Annotated in this window: 19 protein-coding genes; 4 read left to right on the top strand and 15 right to left on the bottom strand. The window is 60.3% G+C overall.

Annotation, left to right across the window (positions count from 1 at the left end):
• Positions 1-40 precede the first annotated feature (40 nt).
• Positions 41-766, bottom strand: coding sequence for a peptidoglycan editing factor PgeF (gene pgeF, locus JTY93_RS22650; protein ID WP_205477287.1), 726 nt, complete (start codon positions 764-766; stop codon positions 41-43).
• Entirely contained in the window at positions 763-1,725 is a 963-nt protein-coding gene (gene rluD, locus JTY93_RS22655; RefSeq protein ID WP_029292014.1) for a 23S rRNA pseudouridine(1911/1915/1917) synthase RluD, read from the bottom strand. Before rluD ends, pgeF begins: the two co-directional genes overlap by 4 nt.
• A 149-nt stretch (positions 1,726-1,874) precedes the next feature.
• On the opposite strand from rluD, the gene JTY93_RS22660 reads away from it, so the two are divergent.
• A complete protein-coding gene (locus JTY93_RS22660; protein ID WP_169998579.1) occupies positions 1,875-2,900 on the top strand; it encodes an outer membrane protein assembly factor BamD in 1,026 nt (341 codons plus the stop codon).
• A 127-nt stretch (positions 2,901-3,027) separates the two neighbouring features.
• Positions 3,028-3,261: a PP0621 family protein gene (locus JTY93_RS22665; RefSeq protein WP_205477288.1), complete on the top strand. Its 234-nt coding sequence runs from the start codon at positions 3,028-3,030 to the stop codon at positions 3,259-3,261.
• Positions 3,262-3,368: 107 nt separating this feature from the next.
• Here the strand turns inward: JTY93_RS22665 and thiO are convergent, their stop codons facing one another.
• The 5 genes from thiO to pilV are packed head-to-tail and all read right to left on the bottom strand — an operon-like array spanning position 3,369 to position 6,655.
• Positions 3,369-4,469 (bottom strand): glycine oxidase ThiO, encoded by a 1,101-nt coding sequence (gene thiO, locus JTY93_RS22670; RefSeq protein ID WP_205477289.1) that lies wholly within the window; start codon positions 4,467-4,469, stop codon positions 3,369-3,371.
• A 59-nt stretch (positions 4,470-4,528) separates the two neighbouring features.
• A complete protein-coding gene (locus tag JTY93_RS22675) occupies positions 4,529-4,927 on the bottom strand; it encodes a type IV pilin protein (RefSeq protein ID WP_205477290.1) in 399 nt (132 codons plus the stop codon).
• 12 nt (positions 4,928-4,939) lie between these two features.
• Positions 4,940-5,431, bottom strand: a complete 492-nt coding sequence (locus JTY93_RS22680) for a pilus assembly PilX family protein (RefSeq protein ID WP_205477291.1) — start codon at positions 5,429-5,431, stop codon at positions 4,940-4,942.
• Between the two features lie 34 nt (positions 5,432-5,465).
• Positions 5,466-6,173 (bottom strand): PilW family protein, encoded by a 708-nt coding sequence (locus tag JTY93_RS22685; RefSeq protein WP_169998568.1) that lies wholly within the window; start codon positions 6,171-6,173, stop codon positions 5,466-5,468.
• Complete coding sequence (pilV, locus tag JTY93_RS22690; protein WP_205477295.1) at positions 6,170-6,655, bottom strand: type IV pilus modification protein PilV; 486 nt, start codon at positions 6,653-6,655, stop codon at positions 6,170-6,172. Before pilV ends, JTY93_RS22685 begins: the two co-directional genes overlap by 4 nt.
• 203 nt (positions 6,656-6,858) lie before the next feature.
• Between pilV and JTY93_RS22695 the strand changes: the two genes are divergently transcribed.
• Positions 6,859-7,440, top strand: coding sequence for a GspH/FimT family pseudopilin (locus JTY93_RS22695; RefSeq protein WP_169998566.1), 582 nt, complete (start codon positions 6,859-6,861; stop codon positions 7,438-7,440).
• Here JTY93_RS22695 and ispH read toward each other — a convergent pair.
• The 6 genes from ispH to murJ form a co-directional block, all read right to left on the bottom strand.
• Complete coding sequence (ispH, locus tag JTY93_RS22700) at positions 7,394-8,341, bottom strand: 4-hydroxy-3-methylbut-2-enyl diphosphate reductase (RefSeq protein ID WP_032861885.1); 948 nt, start codon at positions 8,339-8,341, stop codon at positions 7,394-7,396. The genes JTY93_RS22695 and ispH overlap by 47 nt on opposite strands.
• A 139-nt stretch (positions 8,342-8,480) precedes the next feature.
• Positions 8,481-8,918 carry an FKBP-type peptidyl-prolyl cis-trans isomerase gene (gene fkpB, locus JTY93_RS22705; protein ID WP_169851210.1) on the bottom strand — a complete coding sequence of 146 codons (438 nt, stop codon included), beginning with the start codon at positions 8,916-8,918 and terminating at the stop codon, positions 8,481-8,483.
• Positions 8,919-8,925: 7 nt separating this feature from the next.
• The gene (gene lspA, locus JTY93_RS22710) at positions 8,926-9,435 is read right to left on the bottom strand and encodes a signal peptidase II (protein ID WP_169951053.1); all 510 of its coding nucleotides are present in this window, start codon (positions 9,433-9,435) and stop codon (positions 8,926-8,928) included.
• Entirely contained in the window at positions 9,428-12,259 is a 2,832-nt protein-coding gene (gene ileS / locus JTY93_RS22715; RefSeq protein ID WP_205477292.1) for an isoleucine--tRNA ligase, read from the bottom strand. Before ileS ends, lspA begins: the two co-directional genes overlap by 8 nt.
• Before the next feature lie 13 nt (positions 12,260-12,272).
• Positions 12,273-13,211, bottom strand: coding sequence for a bifunctional riboflavin kinase/FAD synthetase (ribF, locus tag JTY93_RS22720; protein WP_057441100.1), 939 nt, complete (start codon positions 13,209-13,211; stop codon positions 12,273-12,275).
• Positions 13,212-13,329: 118 nt separating this feature from the next.
• The gene (gene murJ / locus JTY93_RS22725) at positions 13,330-14,868 is read right to left on the bottom strand and encodes a murein biosynthesis integral membrane protein MurJ (RefSeq protein WP_205477293.1); all 1,539 of its coding nucleotides are present in this window, start codon (positions 14,866-14,868) and stop codon (positions 13,330-13,332) included.
• Positions 14,869-15,121: 253 nt separating this feature from the next.
• On the opposite strand from murJ, the gene rpsT reads away from it, so the two are divergent.
• Complete coding sequence (gene rpsT / locus JTY93_RS22730; RefSeq protein ID WP_003215870.1) at positions 15,122-15,400, top strand: 30S ribosomal protein S20; 279 nt, start codon at positions 15,122-15,124, stop codon at positions 15,398-15,400.
• A 191-nt stretch (positions 15,401-15,591) separates the two neighbouring features.
• On the opposite strand, the gene JTY93_RS22735 is transcribed toward rpsT, so the two are convergent.
• Both JTY93_RS22735 and proB read right to left on the bottom strand, forming a co-directional pair.
• On the bottom strand, positions 15,592-16,056 hold the full coding sequence (locus JTY93_RS22735; protein WP_169998556.1) for a CreA family protein: 465 nt from the start codon (positions 16,054-16,056) through the stop codon (positions 15,592-15,594).
• A 13-nt stretch (positions 16,057-16,069) separates the two neighbouring features.
• Positions 16,070-17,188 (bottom strand): glutamate 5-kinase, encoded by a 1,119-nt coding sequence (gene proB / locus JTY93_RS22740; protein WP_057441105.1) that lies wholly within the window; start codon positions 17,186-17,188, stop codon positions 16,070-16,072.
• Positions 17,189-17,244: the final 56 nt, after the last annotated feature.

Genomic DNA, 17,244 nt, shown 5'->3' on the forward strand with positions numbered 1-17,244 from the left:
AGGATTCAAGCCGGCAATGCATGATATGGATCAGCAGAGTCTAGCGTTCGAGCCAGATCAGGGAGGCAAATCGACCGGTGCGCGGGCTGCGCCGGTAAGAAAAGAAGCGTGGGTCGGTCACGGTACACAAACCGCCACCGTAAACGGCGGTAATACCGCGCGCAGCCAGGCGCAGACGCGCCAACTGATAGATGTCGGCCAGGAACTTGCCAGGATTATGGCTGGGAACGAACGCCTGCGCGGTCTGTGGATGTTGCTGCACGAAGGCTTCACGCACTTCCGGGCCCACTTCAAAGGCCTTCGGGCCAATCGCCGGGCCTAACCAGACCAGTACGTCAGCAGGCGCAGCGTCCAGGCTTTCGGCGGCAGCTTCCAGCACACCCGCAGCCAGTCCACGCCAACCGGCATGGGCAGCGGCAACCCGGGTGCCGGCTTTGTTGCAAAACAAGGCCGGTAGGCAATCAGCGGTCATCGCCGTGCAGGCGATGCCGGGCGTATCGGTCCAACTGCCGTCTGCCTCGGCAATTTGCCCAGGGTCGGCCTCGACCACGACCACACCATGGACCTGGCGCAGCCATGCTGGCTGGATATCGAACGCGGCAGTGAGGCGACGGCGATTCTCAAGCACAGCCTCAGGGCTGTCCTCGACATGATCGCCAAGATTGAGGCTGTCGAACGGCGCCAGGCTGACGCCGCCCGCACGGGTGGTGACGCAGGCTTTCACCCCGGCCGGCGCAGGCCAGTCAGGAATCAGCCAGTCATTCATCCGACAAAGGCCTCGCGGTCCTGCTTGAGCAGCGACAACAACCAGACAAAGTCATCGGGCAATGGCGATTCCCAGCTCATCCGCTCACCGCTCGTCGGATGATCCAGCTCCAGGAAGCGTGCATGCAGCGCCTGGCGCGGGAACGACTTGAGCGATTCAACCATGGTCACACTGGCGGCCGGCGGAATACGGAAACGACCACCGTAGGCCGGATCGCCGACCAACGGGAAGTTGATATGCGCCATATGCACCCGGATCTGGTGGGTACGCCCAGTTTCCAGTTTGACCCGCACATGGGTGTGGGAACGGAAACGCTCCAGCACGCGGTAGTGGCTGACGGCCTGCTTGCCACCCTCCATCACCGCCATGCGCTGGCGCTGCTGGCCGTGACGACCGATAGGCGCATTGATCTTGCCACCGGCTACGACCACACCAATCACGATGCACTCATAGATGCGGCTGACGCTGCGGCTCTGCAATTGTGTGACCAACTGCGTCTGCGCCTGGATGGTCTTGGCCACCACCATCAGACCGGTGGTGTCCTTGTCCAGGCGGTGGACAATGCCGCAGCGCGGGACATTGATGATGTCCGGCACATGGTGCAACAAGGCATTGAGCAAGGTGCCATCAGCGTGCCCGGCTGCCGGGTGAACCACCAGGCCTGCGGGTTTGTTGATCACCAGGATGTCGTCGTCTTCATAGACGATATCCAGCTCGATGTCCTGGGCGATCCATTCTCCCTGGGCTTCCTGCTCGGCAGTCAGCTCAAGAACCGAACCGCCATGAACTATGTCTCGCGGGCGGATAACCGCTCCATCCACAGTCAGGCGGCCGTCTTTGATCCAGGCGGAAAGGCGCGAGCGCGAGTGCTCAGCGAATAGTTGTGCGGCGACTTGATCGAGGCGTTGGCCGCCCAATTCGGACGGCACCTCTGCGCGAAGTTCAATTTTATCGGACATGCTCAGACTAGGCGTGGCACAGCCTTTGGTTTCGGCTGCGCGCTTGTGGTTAAATACGGCGTCTTTTGCCCCGAGGCTTTCATCGGGGCGCTCATCATAACAGGACGGCCCCGCCCAAGACAGCGGCCGTCATAGGGACGCAAGCCGCCATGCAAGTGAAACACCTGCTGCTGATCGCCATCCTCGCCATGACTGCTGCTTGCTCGTCAACAAAGGACGTCGTCGACGAAAACCTCAGTGAAGTCGAGCTGTACCAGCAGGCTCAGGCCGACCTGGACAATAATAGCTACACAAGCGCCACGGCCAAGCTCAAGGCCTTGGAGTCGCGTTATCCGTTTGGCCGCTATGCCGACCAGGCCCAGCTCGAACTGATCTATGCGAACTACAAGAACGCCGAGCCGGAAGCTGCCAAGTCCGCTGCCGAGCGTTTTATCCGCCTGCACCCGCAGCACCCGAACGTGGACTACGCCTACTACCTCAAGGGCCTGACCTCGTTTGACCAGGACGTAGGCCTGCTGGCGCGCTTCCTGCCGCTGGACATGACCAAGCGTGACCCAGGTGCCGCGCGCGACTCCTATAACGAGTTCGCCCAGCTGACCAGCCGCTTCCCCAATAGCCGCTACGCGCCGGACGCCAAGCAGCGCATGATCTACCTGCGCAACCTGCTGGCCTCCTACGAAATCCACGTAGCCCACTACTACCTGACGCGCCAGGCTTATGTCGCTGCCGCCAACCGTGGTCGCTATGTGGTGGAAAACTTCCAGGAAACCCCTTCGGTGGGTGATGGCCTGGCAGTAATGACTGAAGCCTACATGCGCCTGCACCTCGACACCCTGGCAGACACCAGCTTGCAGACGCTAAAACTCAACTACCCGGACCACCCTAGCCTGAAAGACGGCCAGTTTGTCCCGCAGGTTGCCGAAGCGGATAACCGCTCGTGGCTGAGCAAGTACACCTTGGGTCTGATCGAGTCCCGTCCGCCATTGCCGCCGGGCGAAACCCGCGCCAACCAGGACATCCTCAAGCAGTACCAGGACGCCAAGGACGCCATTCCGTCCGAACTCAAGCCCCATGACGAGAACGGCGACGTGATCAAGGAACAAGCACCAGAAGCCCTGGGCAACAACCAGGATCGCTCGTGGTTCAGCTACATGACATTCGGTGTCTTTGACTGAAAACCAGTCTGGCAGCGCAAGAAGGAGCCCCTCGGGGCTCCTTTTTTCATAGCGCGACTTTATTACCCTGTGCGCCGCTAACATCCTTGGCTAAACTGCCGGATTCCCTGTCGAGAAGCTGCCTGCCATGGTTCGTTTACTGTTCTGGATTGCCCTGATTGCTGCTGCGGTATGGTTCTGGCGCAAGTTCAAGCGCCCCGCTTCGACCCAGCAACAGTCCAACGAACAAGGCGCCGCGCCCATGGTTCGCTGTGCGCACTGCGGTGTGCACTTGCCCCAGGACCGGGCATTGAGCCAGCGCCAGGAGTGGTACTGCACTCAAGCGCACCTCGAGCAGGGACCGAAGTCAATCGAGCGCTGATAATCCCGGAACTGTGGGAGCTGGCTTGCCAGCGATGGCGATCAGAAGATCACCCCACAAACATCTGCCGCCATCGCCGGCAGGCCGGCACCTACAAAGGGCCGCCTCTATATCCGACCAGCGGGCGCATAAGGGGCCGGATCAATGACCGGCTCATGCCCCAGCAGCAAGTCAGCAAACAACTGGCAAGACGCAGGTGCCAATACCAGGCCGTTGCGATAATGCCCGCAGTTCAGCCACAACCCTTCAAACCCTGACACCTTGCCGATATAAGGGATGCCCTCGGGTGAACCAGGCCGCAACCCGGCCCAGTGGCCCACCACTTCGGCATCCGCCAGCGCCGGAATCAACTCCACTGCCGAGGCTTTCAGGCTTTCCAGGGCCGGTTCGGTCGGTGTCTTGTCGAAGCCTTCATGTTCCAGCGTACTGCCAACCAGGATGTGCCCATCCCGGCGAGGAATCGCATAGCGTCCTTTCGCCAGGACCATGCTCGAAAGAAAGTCAGAGGCGCACTTGTACAGAATCATCTGCCCCTTGACCGGCTCCACCGGCAACGTCAGCCCCAGGCTACCCAGCAATTCACCACTCCAGGCACCGGCCGCGAGCACGATCTGGTCGCCACGCACCTCTCCCTGAGCCGTATTGACTCCGACGATGCCGCCGCCCTCCTGGATAAAGCCCCGTACTGCGCAATGCTCATGCAGAGTCACGCCAGGCAACGCCAATAACGCAGCCTTGAGGGATTTGACCAGGCGTGGATTACGCACATTGGCCACGTCCGCCATATAAATGGCCTGTGAAAAACCCGGCCCCAGCACTGGAACCGCATCACGGGCGGCCGACACGTCCACCTTGCTCAGTGGCCGGCCTTCCCGCACGGCCCAGGCCAGGGCATCGGCCTCGTCGTCGAGGTCCAGCCAATACAGGCCCGTGGTATGAACCTCGGGATCCACACCAGTGGCGGCAAACAGGCGCTGGGCCAATTGCGGGTAAAAATCCTGGGACCAATGGGCCAGCGCCGTGACGGCCGGGCTGTAGCGCCATGGGTATAACGGCGAAACAATCCCGCCACCGGCCCAGGAAGACTCTTGCCCGACCGCTGAACGGTCCAGCACGACTACTGCCTGCCCCTGCGTTGCCAGGTTGAACGCCGTCAACAGCCCGATAACACCACCACCCACAACTACGACTTGCTGTTGCTTGGTCATTGTTCGATCCAGCCCATAAAAAGAAAGGAGTGCCCCAGGCACCCCATCGCCCACCAGCCTCATCGCCCCCAGCACTCCTGACGAGTGGTGCCGGGCACCGCGCCGGGATTATCCCGTGCGCCAGTACTGGTCAAACTGAACTCACCACAAGTATCACCCAGCATCGTCCCCGCAAAAGGCGTCGCGGTCAGGGTGAAATCCTGCGGGTTCAGTATCACCGTGATTCTATAGCGATCATTGCCGGTACTGACGCCGCTGGCATCAATAAAAGTGCCATTTCTCACGTAATAGCGTTCCAGATGCTGGGCTTGCTCCGTGAGCAGACCGACGATTTCTGTGCGGTAGGCCTTTTTCACATGGGCGGTGTATCCCGGATAAATCACCGCGGCCAATGTGGCAATGATCGCCAGTGCAATCAGTAGCTCTATCAAGGTGAATCCTTTGCAGTTGCCCCTCATCGTGATGCTCACCTACTGAAGTTGTCGCCATAGAATTCGTCGGAATCGCCCATCGGCATCCGGCACGACTCGCGCATAGACGCTCTCCAGGACGGTGCGCGACTGACCGCTGATCCCCACTGCCGTGACCCGATATAAAGTCGCCGGGGTATCGGGCGGCAAATGTGCCAATCCGATACCGGCCCCCAGATTTTGAATGCCGTAGACGCCCCCCTTCAGGCCGACCCACGCGATAGCCGAGACCGGATCAACGCCCGGATGACTGATGGCATACGCCTCTTTTGGCGGAGCACAGGCCACTTGCGACTGACAGGTCGGCAAACCAAACCCATGCGCCTGCACAGCCGACTCACCGCGCCTGAGCCCGTCTTCGGCAGCTTGAAACGATAGGTTGCGATGCCTGATGCTGCCGGCGAGTTGCTCCTGCGACGTTGCACCCTGCATCGATGACAGCCCGAGAGCCGTCAACAGCAGCAGCAATACCAGGCTGATCAACAACACCATGCCGCGCTGCCTGGAGGCCGATATCCCGCGCCCGCTATTCAAGGCGATTACGCACGGCTGCGACGGCGCTGTAGACCTGGTCCCGCACGCGACCTGCCGGATCGCGCAGCGTCAACACCACACGCACACTGCGGATCAGCGATTCGTCGCTGGGGCGGCTGTCATACCGGGTCACGACACTAGACCCAGGCCGGCTGGCCATCCCGAAACTCAATTCGAACGCCCCCACGTTATCCACCAGCACCGCCTTGGCCGGTGTTGCCGGGGTGCTGAGCTTCAGTTGCCCCGACTCAAAGGTGTAGGTCAGCTTGCGCACGGGAAAAGCGATCTGCCCGGGCCCTGGCTTGGGTGGTACCCCCGAATAGCTCTGAGCGCTGTCGATACAATTGCTGAGCACCGTCCAGTCAGGTCGACTGCCCTGGTCACCGACATCGCCGGTGACCAGGGTCAGGCTAGTTGAGGCGCCATTGACCACCACACCGACCGGCCTGGAAAAGTCAGCAGGCGCCTGAGCAATCAAAGGTAGGGACAGGCAGCCGAACATCCCCGCCAGACGAATCTCCTGAACCATCTTGCCCAGGACAAATCGCCCATCATCCTGCAATAGCGCCGAGGCGTGCTGGCTGGCAGCGGTACTGCGAGCGGCCAGTGTTACCTGGACGGCCGCCAGGATCACGATCAACCCCAGGGTTGCCGCCAGCAATGCCTCGACCAGGCCAAAGCCCGAACTGGAACGTTTCATCGCGAAGGCCTCGGATCAACGGCGACCCGACTGGTCAGGGTGAATGTTTCACGGGTGTTGCCAGCATTGGCTGCGCGCGAATCATCCCAACTGATACTAATGGTGACCTCACGCTGGTTGACCGCAATCGAACCTTTGGCGGTATCGCCAGCCAAGTGGCTGATGTTGGCCTCGAAGTCGTGCAAATCCAGGTCGCGAACACTCGCGGACAAGGTATTGGAGGGCGAAGTATCGCCACTTCCCCAGACGTAATCAGCACCCGCGTTGGCACGGATCCGGTCGAGCATGTCATAGGCGATGAAACTCGCCTGGCTGATCATCCTGGAACTGTCGGTGTACTTGAGTGCATTCAACTGGATCAGCCCGGCCCCCAGCAGGCCAACGCCGAGAATCAGCAGCGAGACCAATACTTCGATCAGGCTCATGCCGACCTCCCGGCCTGCGGGAACGGGAACACAACACGTTGTCGGGCAAGCTCGCATAGCCATCGTCATCCTTGTCGAGGGTCATAAAAACGGCCCAGATGGCCGTGCGTTGCCAAAGACTAGCGCCGCTCGCGCAGCCGCGCTGCCCCTCGGAATATAGGGAAATACTTTGGACAGGAAGGCCATCACTGCGCAGGCGTGGGCCGCCGCTATAACTATTCCTGCCACAGACGAATGAACTGTCCACGGAGGGACGATGTATGAAACAACGCGGCTTCACATTGATCGAACTGCTGCTCGGCTTGATCGTCAGCGGCATCCTGGCGCAATTGGCGGTGCCTGGTTTCAAGAGCCTTCTGGACTCACAAACGCGACTGAGCGCGGCACAGGCACTGGCCTCCGGCCTGCGCTACGCCCGTACCCAAGCCATTGCGCGCAATCGGACGGTGGTCATCCATGCGCTGGATGACGACTGGAGCCGAGGCTGGAGGGTGGTGGTGGACATGAATGGGCGCGGCCATCTGGACGACGACAACCCGGTACTGCTGGAGCGCCAGGATAATGGGCGGATCCCCATCGTGGGCAATACCCCGGTGCGCACGCAAATTCGCTTCAGCGGGTTGGGCGAACCCCTGCTGTCTGCGGGAGGGTTTCGCGCTGGCACCGTGCATGTGTGCTCAACGGACCAGCCGCTGAGCCTGCATCAGGTAGTGCTGGCACCCACCGGCCGGATCAGCCTGCGCAGCGACAAAGCCGAGCAGGCGTTGTGCCGGGGGTACACCAGCGAGCTGGGACTCAGAGCAGCGAACGAACCCGCAGCTCCTTGGGCATGGAAAAAGTAATGTTTTCTTCACGCCCTGCCAGCTCGTCCGCGCCTGTCGCGCCCCACGCCTGCAACTGTTGGATTACGCCACGCACCAAGACTTCCGGCGCCGAAGCGCCCGCCGTGATACCGATGCGCTCGACACCGTCGAACCAACTGCGCTGCAGGTCTTCGGCGCCATCAATCAGGTATGCCGGGGTGGCCATGCGTTCGGCCAGTTCACGCAGACGATTGGAGTTGGAGCTGTTGGGGCTACCCACTACCAGTACCACGTCACACTCATCGGCCAGTTGCTTGACCGCATCCTGGCGGTTTTGCGTGGCGTAGCAGATATCGTCCTTGCGTGGCCCACCGATGGCGGGAAAACGAGTACGCAGGGCATCGATGACGCGGCTGGTGTCATCCATCGACAACGTGGTCTGGGTCACGAATGCCAACTTCTCAGGGTTATGCACTTGCAACTCGGCGACGTCTTTTTCGTCCTCCACCAGGTAGATCGCGCCGCCATTGCTGGCGTCGTACTGCCCCATGGTGCCTTCGACTTCGGGGTGACCGGCATGGCCGATCAGAATGCACTCACGGCCGTCGCGGCTGTAGCGCGCCACTTCGATATGCACCTTGGTTACCAGCGGGCAGGTCGCATCGAAGACTTTCAGGCCACGGCCTGCCGCTTCGGTGCGCACGGCCTGGGAAACGCCGTGGGCGCTGAAAATGACGATAACGTCATCCGGCACCTGATCCAGTTCCTCGACAAAAATCGCACCGCGAGCACGCAGATCTTCGACCACGAACTTGTTGTGGACGACTTCATGGCGCACGTAGATCGGCGGCCCGAAGACTTCCAGGGCGCGATTGACGATTTCGATCGCCCGGTCCACGCCGGCGCAGAAGCCACGGGGGTTGGCGAGTTTGATTTGCATGCTGTGCCTCGTGTCTTGCCATGTAGGAGCGAGCTTGCTCGCGAAAATTTCACAGATACTGCGATCATTCAGGATGTCAGCATTATCGTTGAAGATCTTCGCGAGCAAGCTCGCTCCTACAGTAGGCCGGGATCGTCAGTTAGAGCGCTTTAACGTCGATGATTTCAACATCAAAGGTCAAGGTCTTGCCGGCCAACGGGTGGTTGAAGTCGATGGTCACCTGAGTGTCATCAAAGGTTTTCACCACGCCGGGCAGTTCAGTATTCGCCGCATCGTTGAAGATCACCAGCAAGCCTTCCGACAGTTCCATATCCTGGAACTGCGAACGCGGGATGATCTGTACGTTTTGCGGGTTGGGCTGGCCAAAGGCGTTTTCCGGCGGAATCTGCAAGTTGCGCTTGTCGCCTGCCTTGAAGCCGAACAAGGCGGCTTCAAAACCCGGCAGCAGGTTGCCGTCGCCGACCTTGAAGGTCGCCGGGGCCTTGTCGAACGTGCTGTCGACCGTGTCGCCATTCTCCAGGCGCAATGCAAAATGCAAGGTGACTTCCGTGTTCTGGCCAATGCGTTGCTCGGCCAATACTTGTTCAGTCATTTACGGCTTCTCCGGGTTTGTTGCCCTTGAACATATCCAGCGCCAGCATGATTGCGCCAACGCAGATGGCGCTGTCGGCAAAGTTGAACGCCGGGAAGTAATGGCGGTTCTGCCAGTGCACCAGAATGAAGTCGATCACATGGCCCAAGGCAATGCGGTCGTACAGATTGCCCAGGGCCCCGCCCAGCACCAGCGCCAGGGCGATAGCCAGCCAGGTGTCGTTGCGGCCCAGGCGCTTGAGCCAGACCACCAGCACCGCACTGACCACCACGGCGATCAGGGCAAACAGCCAACGCTGCCAGCCACCGCCGTCAGCCAGAAAGCTGAATGCGGCGCCAGTGTTGTAGGCCAAGGTCCAACTGAAGTAGTCAGGAATCACCACGATCTGCTGGAACATTTCCAGGGTGCCCTCGAAGTGAGCCTTGCTGACCTGGTCGATGACCAGGACCAGCAAGCTCAATGCGAGCCAACCCAGACGTCCGAAACGGCTGGATTTAGGCATAGTGGCGAACCTCGCCAGCACCGCTGATGTTGTCGACGCAACGACCGCAGATTTCCGGATGCTCAGGGTTCACGCCGACGTCTTCACGGCAGTGCCAGCAGCGGGCGCACTTGGCGAAGGCCGACTTGACCACCTTGAGCTTGAGGCCCGGTACTTCGGTCGCGACCGCATCAGCCGGGGCCTGGGCGAATGGCGCCAGGCTGGCTGTCGAGGTAATCAGCACGAAGCGCAGCTCGTTGCTCAACTTGCCCAGGTCGGCGGTCAGGCCCTCCTCGGCAAACAGCGTGACTTCGGCTTGCAGGTTGCCACCCACGGCCTTGGCCGCACGCTGGACTTCCAGTTCCTTGTTCACCGCAACCTTGACGGCCATCACGCCTTCCCAGTACTCGCGGCCCAGTTCGAAGTCGGCCGGCAATTCGGTCAGGCCTTCGTACCAAGTGTTGAGCATCACGGACTCGTTACGTTCGCCCGGCAGGTACTCCCACAGCTCGTCGGCGGTGAAGGCCAGGATCGGTGCAATCCAGCGCACCAGCGCTTCAGAGATGTGATACAGCGCGGTTTGCGCCGAGCGGCGCGCCTTGCTGTTGGCGCCGGTGGTGTACTGGCGGTCCTTGATGATGTCGAGGTAGAAACCACCCAACTCCTGCACGCAGAAATTGTGGATCTTCGAATAGACGTTCCAGAACCGGTATTCGCCGTAGTGTTCCTGCAACTCGCGCTGCAACAACAGGGTACGGTCCACGGCCCAACGGTCCAGGGCGAGCATTTCCTCGGCCGGCAGGATGTCGGTGGCCGGGTTGAAACCGGTCAGGTTCGACAGCATGAAGCGTGCGGTATTGCGGATACGGCGGTAGGCATCGGCACTGCGTTGCAGGATCTGCTCCGAAACGGCCATCTCGCCCGAGTAGTCGGTGGAAGCCACCCACAGGCGCATGATGTCGGCACCGAGGGTGTCATTGACCTTCTGCGGCGCAATTACGTTGCCCAGGGACTTGGACATCTTGCGGCCGTTCTCGTCGACGGTAAAACCGTGGGTCAGAAGTTCGCGGTACGGCGCGTGATCGTCGATGGCGCAGCCGGTCAGCAGGGACGAGTGGAACCAGCCACGGTGTTGATCCGAGCCTTCCAGGTACAGGTCGGCACGCGGGCCGGTCTCGTGACCCATCGGGTGCGAACTGCGCAGCACGTGCCAGTGGGTGGTGCCCGAGTCGAACCACACATCGAGGGTGTCGCTGATCTTGTCGTACAGCGGCGCTTCATCGCCCAGCAGCTCAGCAGCGTCCAGCTTGAACCAGGCTTCGATGCCTTCCTGCTCAACGCGCTGGGCTACCACTTCCATCAGTTCGACGGTGCGCGGGTGCAGTTCGCCGCTTTCCTTGTTCAGGAAGAACGGGATCGGTACGCCCCAGTTGCGCTGGCGGGAGATGCACCAGTCCGGACGATTGGCGATCATCGAGTGCAGACGTGCCTGGCCCCAGGCCGGGACGAACTTGGTTTCTTCGATGGCTTTGATCGCACGCTTGCGCAGGGTTTCGCCGGCGACAGGCTCTTTGTCCATGCCGATGAACCATTGCGCGGTGGCACGGTAGATCAACGGGGTCTTGTGGCGCCAGCAGTGCATGTAACTGTGCTTGATGGTTTCGGTGTGCAGCAGCGCACCGACTTCCGACAGTTTGTCGATGATCGGCTGGTTGGCCTTGAAGATGAACTGGCCGCCGAAGAACTCCAGCGAAGGCACGTATACGCCATTGCTTTGCACCGGATTGAGGATGTCATCGTTGACCATGCCATAGGCTTTGCAGGTCACGAAGTCGTCCACGCCGTAGGCCGGCGCGGAGTGGACCACACCGGTACCCGAACCCAACTCGACGTAGTCAGCCAGGTACACCGGCGACAGACGGTCATAGAACGGATGACGGAAGTTGATCAGTTCCAGCGCGGAACCGGTGGTGGTAGCGATCACCGAACCTTGCAGTTCGTAGCGAGCCAGGCACGCTTCGACCATTTCCTCGGCGAGTACCAGCAGGCGATCACCAACGTCCACCAGGGCGTAGGTGAATTCCGGGTGCACGTTCAGCGCCTGGTTGGCGGGAATGGTCCACGGGGTGGTGGTCCAGATCACGATGGCAGCCGGTTTGCTCAGGCTTGCCAGGCCAAACGCCTGGGCCAGCTTGGCGTCGTCGGCAATCGGGAAGGCTACGTCGATGGTGGAAGACTTCTTGTCTTCGTATTCGACTTCCGCTTCAGCCAGGGCCGAGCCGCAATCGAAGCACCAGTTCACCGGCTTGAGGCCTTTGAACACGAAACCGCCCTTGACGATTTCGGCCAAGGCACGGATTTCACCGGCCTCGTTCTTGAAGTTCATGGTTTTGTATGGGTTGTCCCACTCGCCCAGCACACCCAGGCGGATGAACTCGGACTTCTGCCCTTCGATCTGCTCGGCAGCGTAGTCACGGCACAGTTCGCGGGTTTTATCGGCGCCAAGGTTCTTGCCGTAGGTCACTTCGACCTTGTGTTCGATCGGCAGGCCGTGGCAGTCCCAACCCGGGACATAAGGCGCATCAAAACCCGCCAGGGTTTTAGAGCGCAGGATCATGTCCTTGAGAATCTTGTTCAGCGCATGACCGATGTGAATCGTGCCGTTGGCATAAGGAGGGCCGTCGTGCAGGACGAACTTCGGACGATCCTTGCCAATCTCGCGCAACTTTCCGTACAGGCCAATACTGTCCCAGCGCTGCAGGATCTGCGGTTCGCGCTGTGGCAGGCCGGCCTTCATTGGGAAGGCGGTGTCCGGAAGGTTTAGCGTGGCTTTATAGTCGGTCATTTAAGGCTCTTCATTAGCGATGGGCGCTAGGTGCGGCTAGTGCACGGGCGGCGGCGACATCCGCATTGATCGCCGTTTTCAGCGCCTCCAAGGAGGCGAATCGCTGCTCTTCACGCAGCTTTTGGTGGAAAACCACCGTCAAACGCCGGTCATACAAATCCCCGGCAAAATCCAAAAGGTGAACTTCCAGGTGGGCCTTGCCATCACCTGCAACCGTTGGCCTGACGCCTATATTGGCGACTCCGGGCCACGGTTGGCCGTCGATATCGACACTCACCAGATACACCCCGGTCAGTGGCACGCGACGGCGCTTGAGTTGCACGTTGGCGGTTGGCGTGCCCAGTTGGCGCGCCAGCTTCTGGCCGTGCAGGACCCGCCCGGCAATCCGGAACGGGCGGCCGAGCAAACGCTCGGCCAAGGCGAAGTCGGCCGCCGCCAGGGCATTTCGCACCTGGGTGCTGCTCACGCGCAGGCCGTCCAGTTCGACGGTTTGCGCGGCTTCGACAGTAAAACCCTGGGTTACGCCGGCCTGTTGCAGGAAATCGAAATCCCCTACGCGGTCGCAACCGAAGCGGAAGTCGTCACCGACCTCCAAATGCTGCACACCCAGGCCATCGACGAGGATGCGGTCAACAAACTCGGTGGCGCTGAGGCTGCGCAAACGCTGGTTGAACGCCAGGCACAGGACCCGGTCCACGCCTTCTTCGGCCAGCAGTTGCAGTTTGTCCCGCAAGCGGGCCAAACGGGCCGGGGCCGTCTCGGGGGTGAAGAATTCACGGGGCTGCGGCTCGAAAATCACCACGCAGCTGGGCACGCCCAACTCGACTGCGCGCTCGCGCAGCCGCGCCAGGATAGCCTGGTGGCCACGGTGAACACCGTCAAAGTTGCCAATAGTGGCGACGCACCCCCGATGCTCGGGGCGCAGGTTGTGGAGACCTCGAACCAGCTGCATAACGCGCTTCTTGCTCATAAAGTGGTCGATTATAACCACACCCAGCCCCGGACGACAGGCAACAGCACAGGCCAAATGATTCGAATCGACAAAACAGCCAGCTTATTGTTGATTGCGATCAATTCAGCGCCTTGCGATTGAAATCCCGCAGGCGGAAGCCCAGCAGCAATAACATGCCAAAGTAGGCGATCACCCCGGCCACGACCAACAGGCCCAGGCGCAGGAATCGCTCGAGCATCTGTCCTTCGTCCCACGCCGGCATCCAGTGCATCAGCCCCAGCAATACCGCCGACATCACCGCCACCGCCAGCAGCAACTTGAGCGCAAACACACCCCAGCCTGGCTGCGGCTGGTACATTTTTTGTTTACGCAGTTGATAAAACAGCAGGCCGGCGTTGATGCAGGCACCGGCACTGATGGCCAAGGCCAGGCCCGCGTGAGCCAACGGCCCGATGAATATCAGGTTGAACAGCTGTGTGACCACCAGGGTGAAAATCGCAATTTTCACTGGGGTACGAATGTTTTGCTGGGCATAAAAGCCCGGCGCCAGGACCTTGATCACAATAATCCCCAGCAACCCCACCGAATAAGCAATCAGCGCGCGCTGGGTCATCAAGGCATCGAAGGCGCTGAATTGGCCATACTGGAACAGCGAGACGGTCAGCGGCTCGGCCAGGATCCCCAGGGCCAGGGAGCATGGCAGCACCAGCACGAAGCACAGGCGCAGGCCCCAGTCGAGAATGCGCGAGTACTCATGGCGGTCCTTGCTGGCATAGGTGCGCGCCAGGGTTGGCAGCAAAATGGTGCCCAGCGCCACGCCCAGCACACCGGAGGGCAACTCCATCAAACGGTCGGCGTAATACATCCACGACACTGAGCCTGAGACCAGCAGTGAAGCAAACGCGGTATTAATGATCAGGGAGATCTGACTGACCGAAACCCCGAGAATCGCCGGCAGCATGTTCTTCATGACCCGCCAGACGCCCGTATCCTTGAGATTCAAGCGCGGCAACACGAGCATGCCAATCTTTTTCAGGTGCGGCAGTTGATACAACAGCTGCGCCAGGCCACCAGCCAGCACTGCCCAGCCGAGCGCCATGACCGGCGGATCGAAGTACGGCGTGAGGAACAGGGCAAAGATGATCATGCTGACGTTTAGCAGGGTCGGCACAAACGCTGGCACCGAGAAACGGTTCCAGGTATTGAGGATCGCGCCCGCCAGGGACGACAGGGAGATCAGCAATATATAAGGAAAGGTCACCCGCAACAGATCGCTGGTGAGGGCGAATTTTTCCGGTGTGTTGGCAAAACCAGGGGCCGTGGCCCAGATGATCCAGGGGGCGGCGAGCATCCCGGCAATGGTCACCAGCATCAGCACCAGGGTCAAAAGGCCCGAGACATAGGCGATGAATGTGCGAGTGGCCTCTTCGCCTTGCTGGGTTTTGTACTCAGCCAAAATCGGCACAAAGGCCTGGGAAAACGCGCCCTCAGCGAAGATCCGCCGCAGCAGGTTGGGCAGCTTGAACGCGATAAAGAAGGCATCCGTGGCCATGCTCGCGCCAAAAATACGTGCAATGAGGGTGTCACGTACAAACCCCAGAACCCTGGAAATCATCGTGATAGAGCTGACGGCGGCCAACGACTTGAGCAGATTCATTGAAAGAGTTTTTGCCTATAGATAAAGAGCAGGCGTACAAAGCGCCCACTTATGCGATACTGCGCGCCTGCAACAGCACAGAGCCAAAGCTCGCGAGTTTACAGGTCAAGCGCCGGAAATAAATAACCCGCCTCTTCAGATCGACCACTCAGCAGTTCGCATCAGCCGCCCTTGACAAGACTTCAACTCATCGGCATGATTCGCGGCCTATTTTGTTTGCTATTTCCTAAAAAGTCTTTCGAGGAGCTCGACGGTGGCCAACACACCTTCCGCCAAAAAACGTGCAAAACAGGCTGAGAAGCGTCGCAGCCACAACGCCAGCCTGCGTTCCATGGTTCGTACCTACATCAAGAATGTAGTTAAGGCCATTGACGCAAAAGACGCTGAAAAAGCTCAAGCTGCTTACGTTCTGGCCGTGCCAGTTATCGACCGCATGGCCGATAAAGGCATCATCCACAAGAACAAAGCTGCTCGCCATAAAGGTCGTCTGAATGGCCACATCAAGGCTCTGAACCTTGCTGCTGCAGCCTAAGCGATAAGCTTGTTAAAAAACCGACCCTAGGGTCGGTTTTTTATTGCCTACGATTTATGCCACACCCCAAAACAAATGTGGGAGCTGGCTTGCCTGCGACGGGCACATAACATTCAACATGGATGTCGACTGCTAAACCACTATCGCAGGCAAGCCAGCTCCCACATAAAGCAACGCTGCATTGCCAGTACCTATTGCGCGCCAGGCCACGGCAGGATTGGAATCGCCGTCACCGCATTCTGCGGACTACCTTCGATCAGGCGGTCGCTGTAGACCAGATACACCAGGGTATTGCGCTTCTTGTCGAGGAAACGCACCACCTGCATGGTCTTGAACACCAGCGACGTGCGCTCCTTGAACACCTCGTCGCCATCTTTGAGCTCACCCTTGAAACGAATCGGCCCCACCTGGCGACAGGCGATCGAGGCCTCGGCGCGATCCTCAGCCAGCCCTAGTCCGCCCTTCACCCCGCCCGTCTTGGCCCGAGACAGGTAGCAGGTCACGCCATCCACCTTAGGATCATCAAAGGCCTCGACCACAATCCGATCGTTTGGTCCGACAAACTTGAACACCGTCGATACCTGGCCAATCTCTTCGGCCGAAGCCAGCAGCGGTATCGCCACCAACAACCCCAACAATCCCTTCATCACACGCATCGCAGCTTTTCCTTTAAACCAGGATCAGGTTATCGCGGTGAACCAGCTCCGGCTCAGCCATGTAACCCAATAGACCGACAATCGACTCAGACGACTGCCCAATGATTTTCTGCGCCTCAAGGGCGCTGTAGTTGGCCAGGCCACGGGCGATTTCACGACCGTCCGGCGCTACGCACACCACCATTTCACCACGACGGAAGCTACCCTGGACCAACTTGACGCCTACCGGCAACAAGCTCTTGTTCCCCTGGGACAGCGCCGACACCGCGCCCGCATCCAGCACCAGGGTGCCGCGGGTCTGCAGATGGCCGGCCAGCCACTGCTTGCGCGCCGCCAGCATGCCACGCTCGGGCGACAGCAGTGTGCCGATGCGCTCACCGGCCTTGAGGCGATCCAGCACACGCTCCAGGCGCCCGCCAACGATGATGGTATGAGCACCGGAGCGGGCCGCCAGGCGCGCCGCGCGCAACTTGGTCTGCATGCCGCCACGACCCAGGGCGCCGCCGACACTGCCGGCCACGGCGTCGAGCGCAGGATCATCGGCCCGCGCTTCGTAAATCAGCTGAGCATCCGGATTGTTGCGCGGATCGGCGTCGAACATGCCATCGCGATCCGTGAGGATCACCAGCAGGTCGGCCTCCACCAGATTGGCCACCAAGGCAGCCAGGGTGTCGTTGTCGCCAAAACGGATCTCGTCGGTCACCACGGTGTCATTCTCGTTGATCACCGGGATCACCTTGAGCTCGACCAGGGCACGCAAGGTGCTACGGGCATTGAGGTAGCGCTTGCGGTCGGACAGATCGTCATGGGTCAACAGAATCTGCGCGGTATGACGTCCGTGCTCGGCGAAGCTGGATTCCCAGGCCTGCACCAACCCCATCTGACCAATCGCAGCAGCAGCCTGCAACTCATGCATCGCGCTGGGTCGCGCGGTCCAGCCAAGGCGGCTCATCCCGGCGGCAACCGCCCCGGACGACACCAGCACCAACTCGACACCCGCCTCATGCAAGGCCACCATCTGTTCAACCCAGACGCTCATGGCCGCGCGATCCAGCCCCTTGCCATCTGCCGTCAGCAGCGCACTTCCGATCTTTACGACCCAGCGTTGCGCACCCGTCACTTTGCTCCGCATCATCTTCAACCTTAGATTGAGGGCCACGCGACCCAGCGCCGCCCATAACGTTATTC

Source organism: Pseudomonas hygromyciniae, assembly GCF_016925675.1.
Classification (GTDB): Bacteria; Pseudomonadota; Gammaproteobacteria; order Pseudomonadales; family Pseudomonadaceae; genus Aquipseudomonas; species Aquipseudomonas hygromyciniae.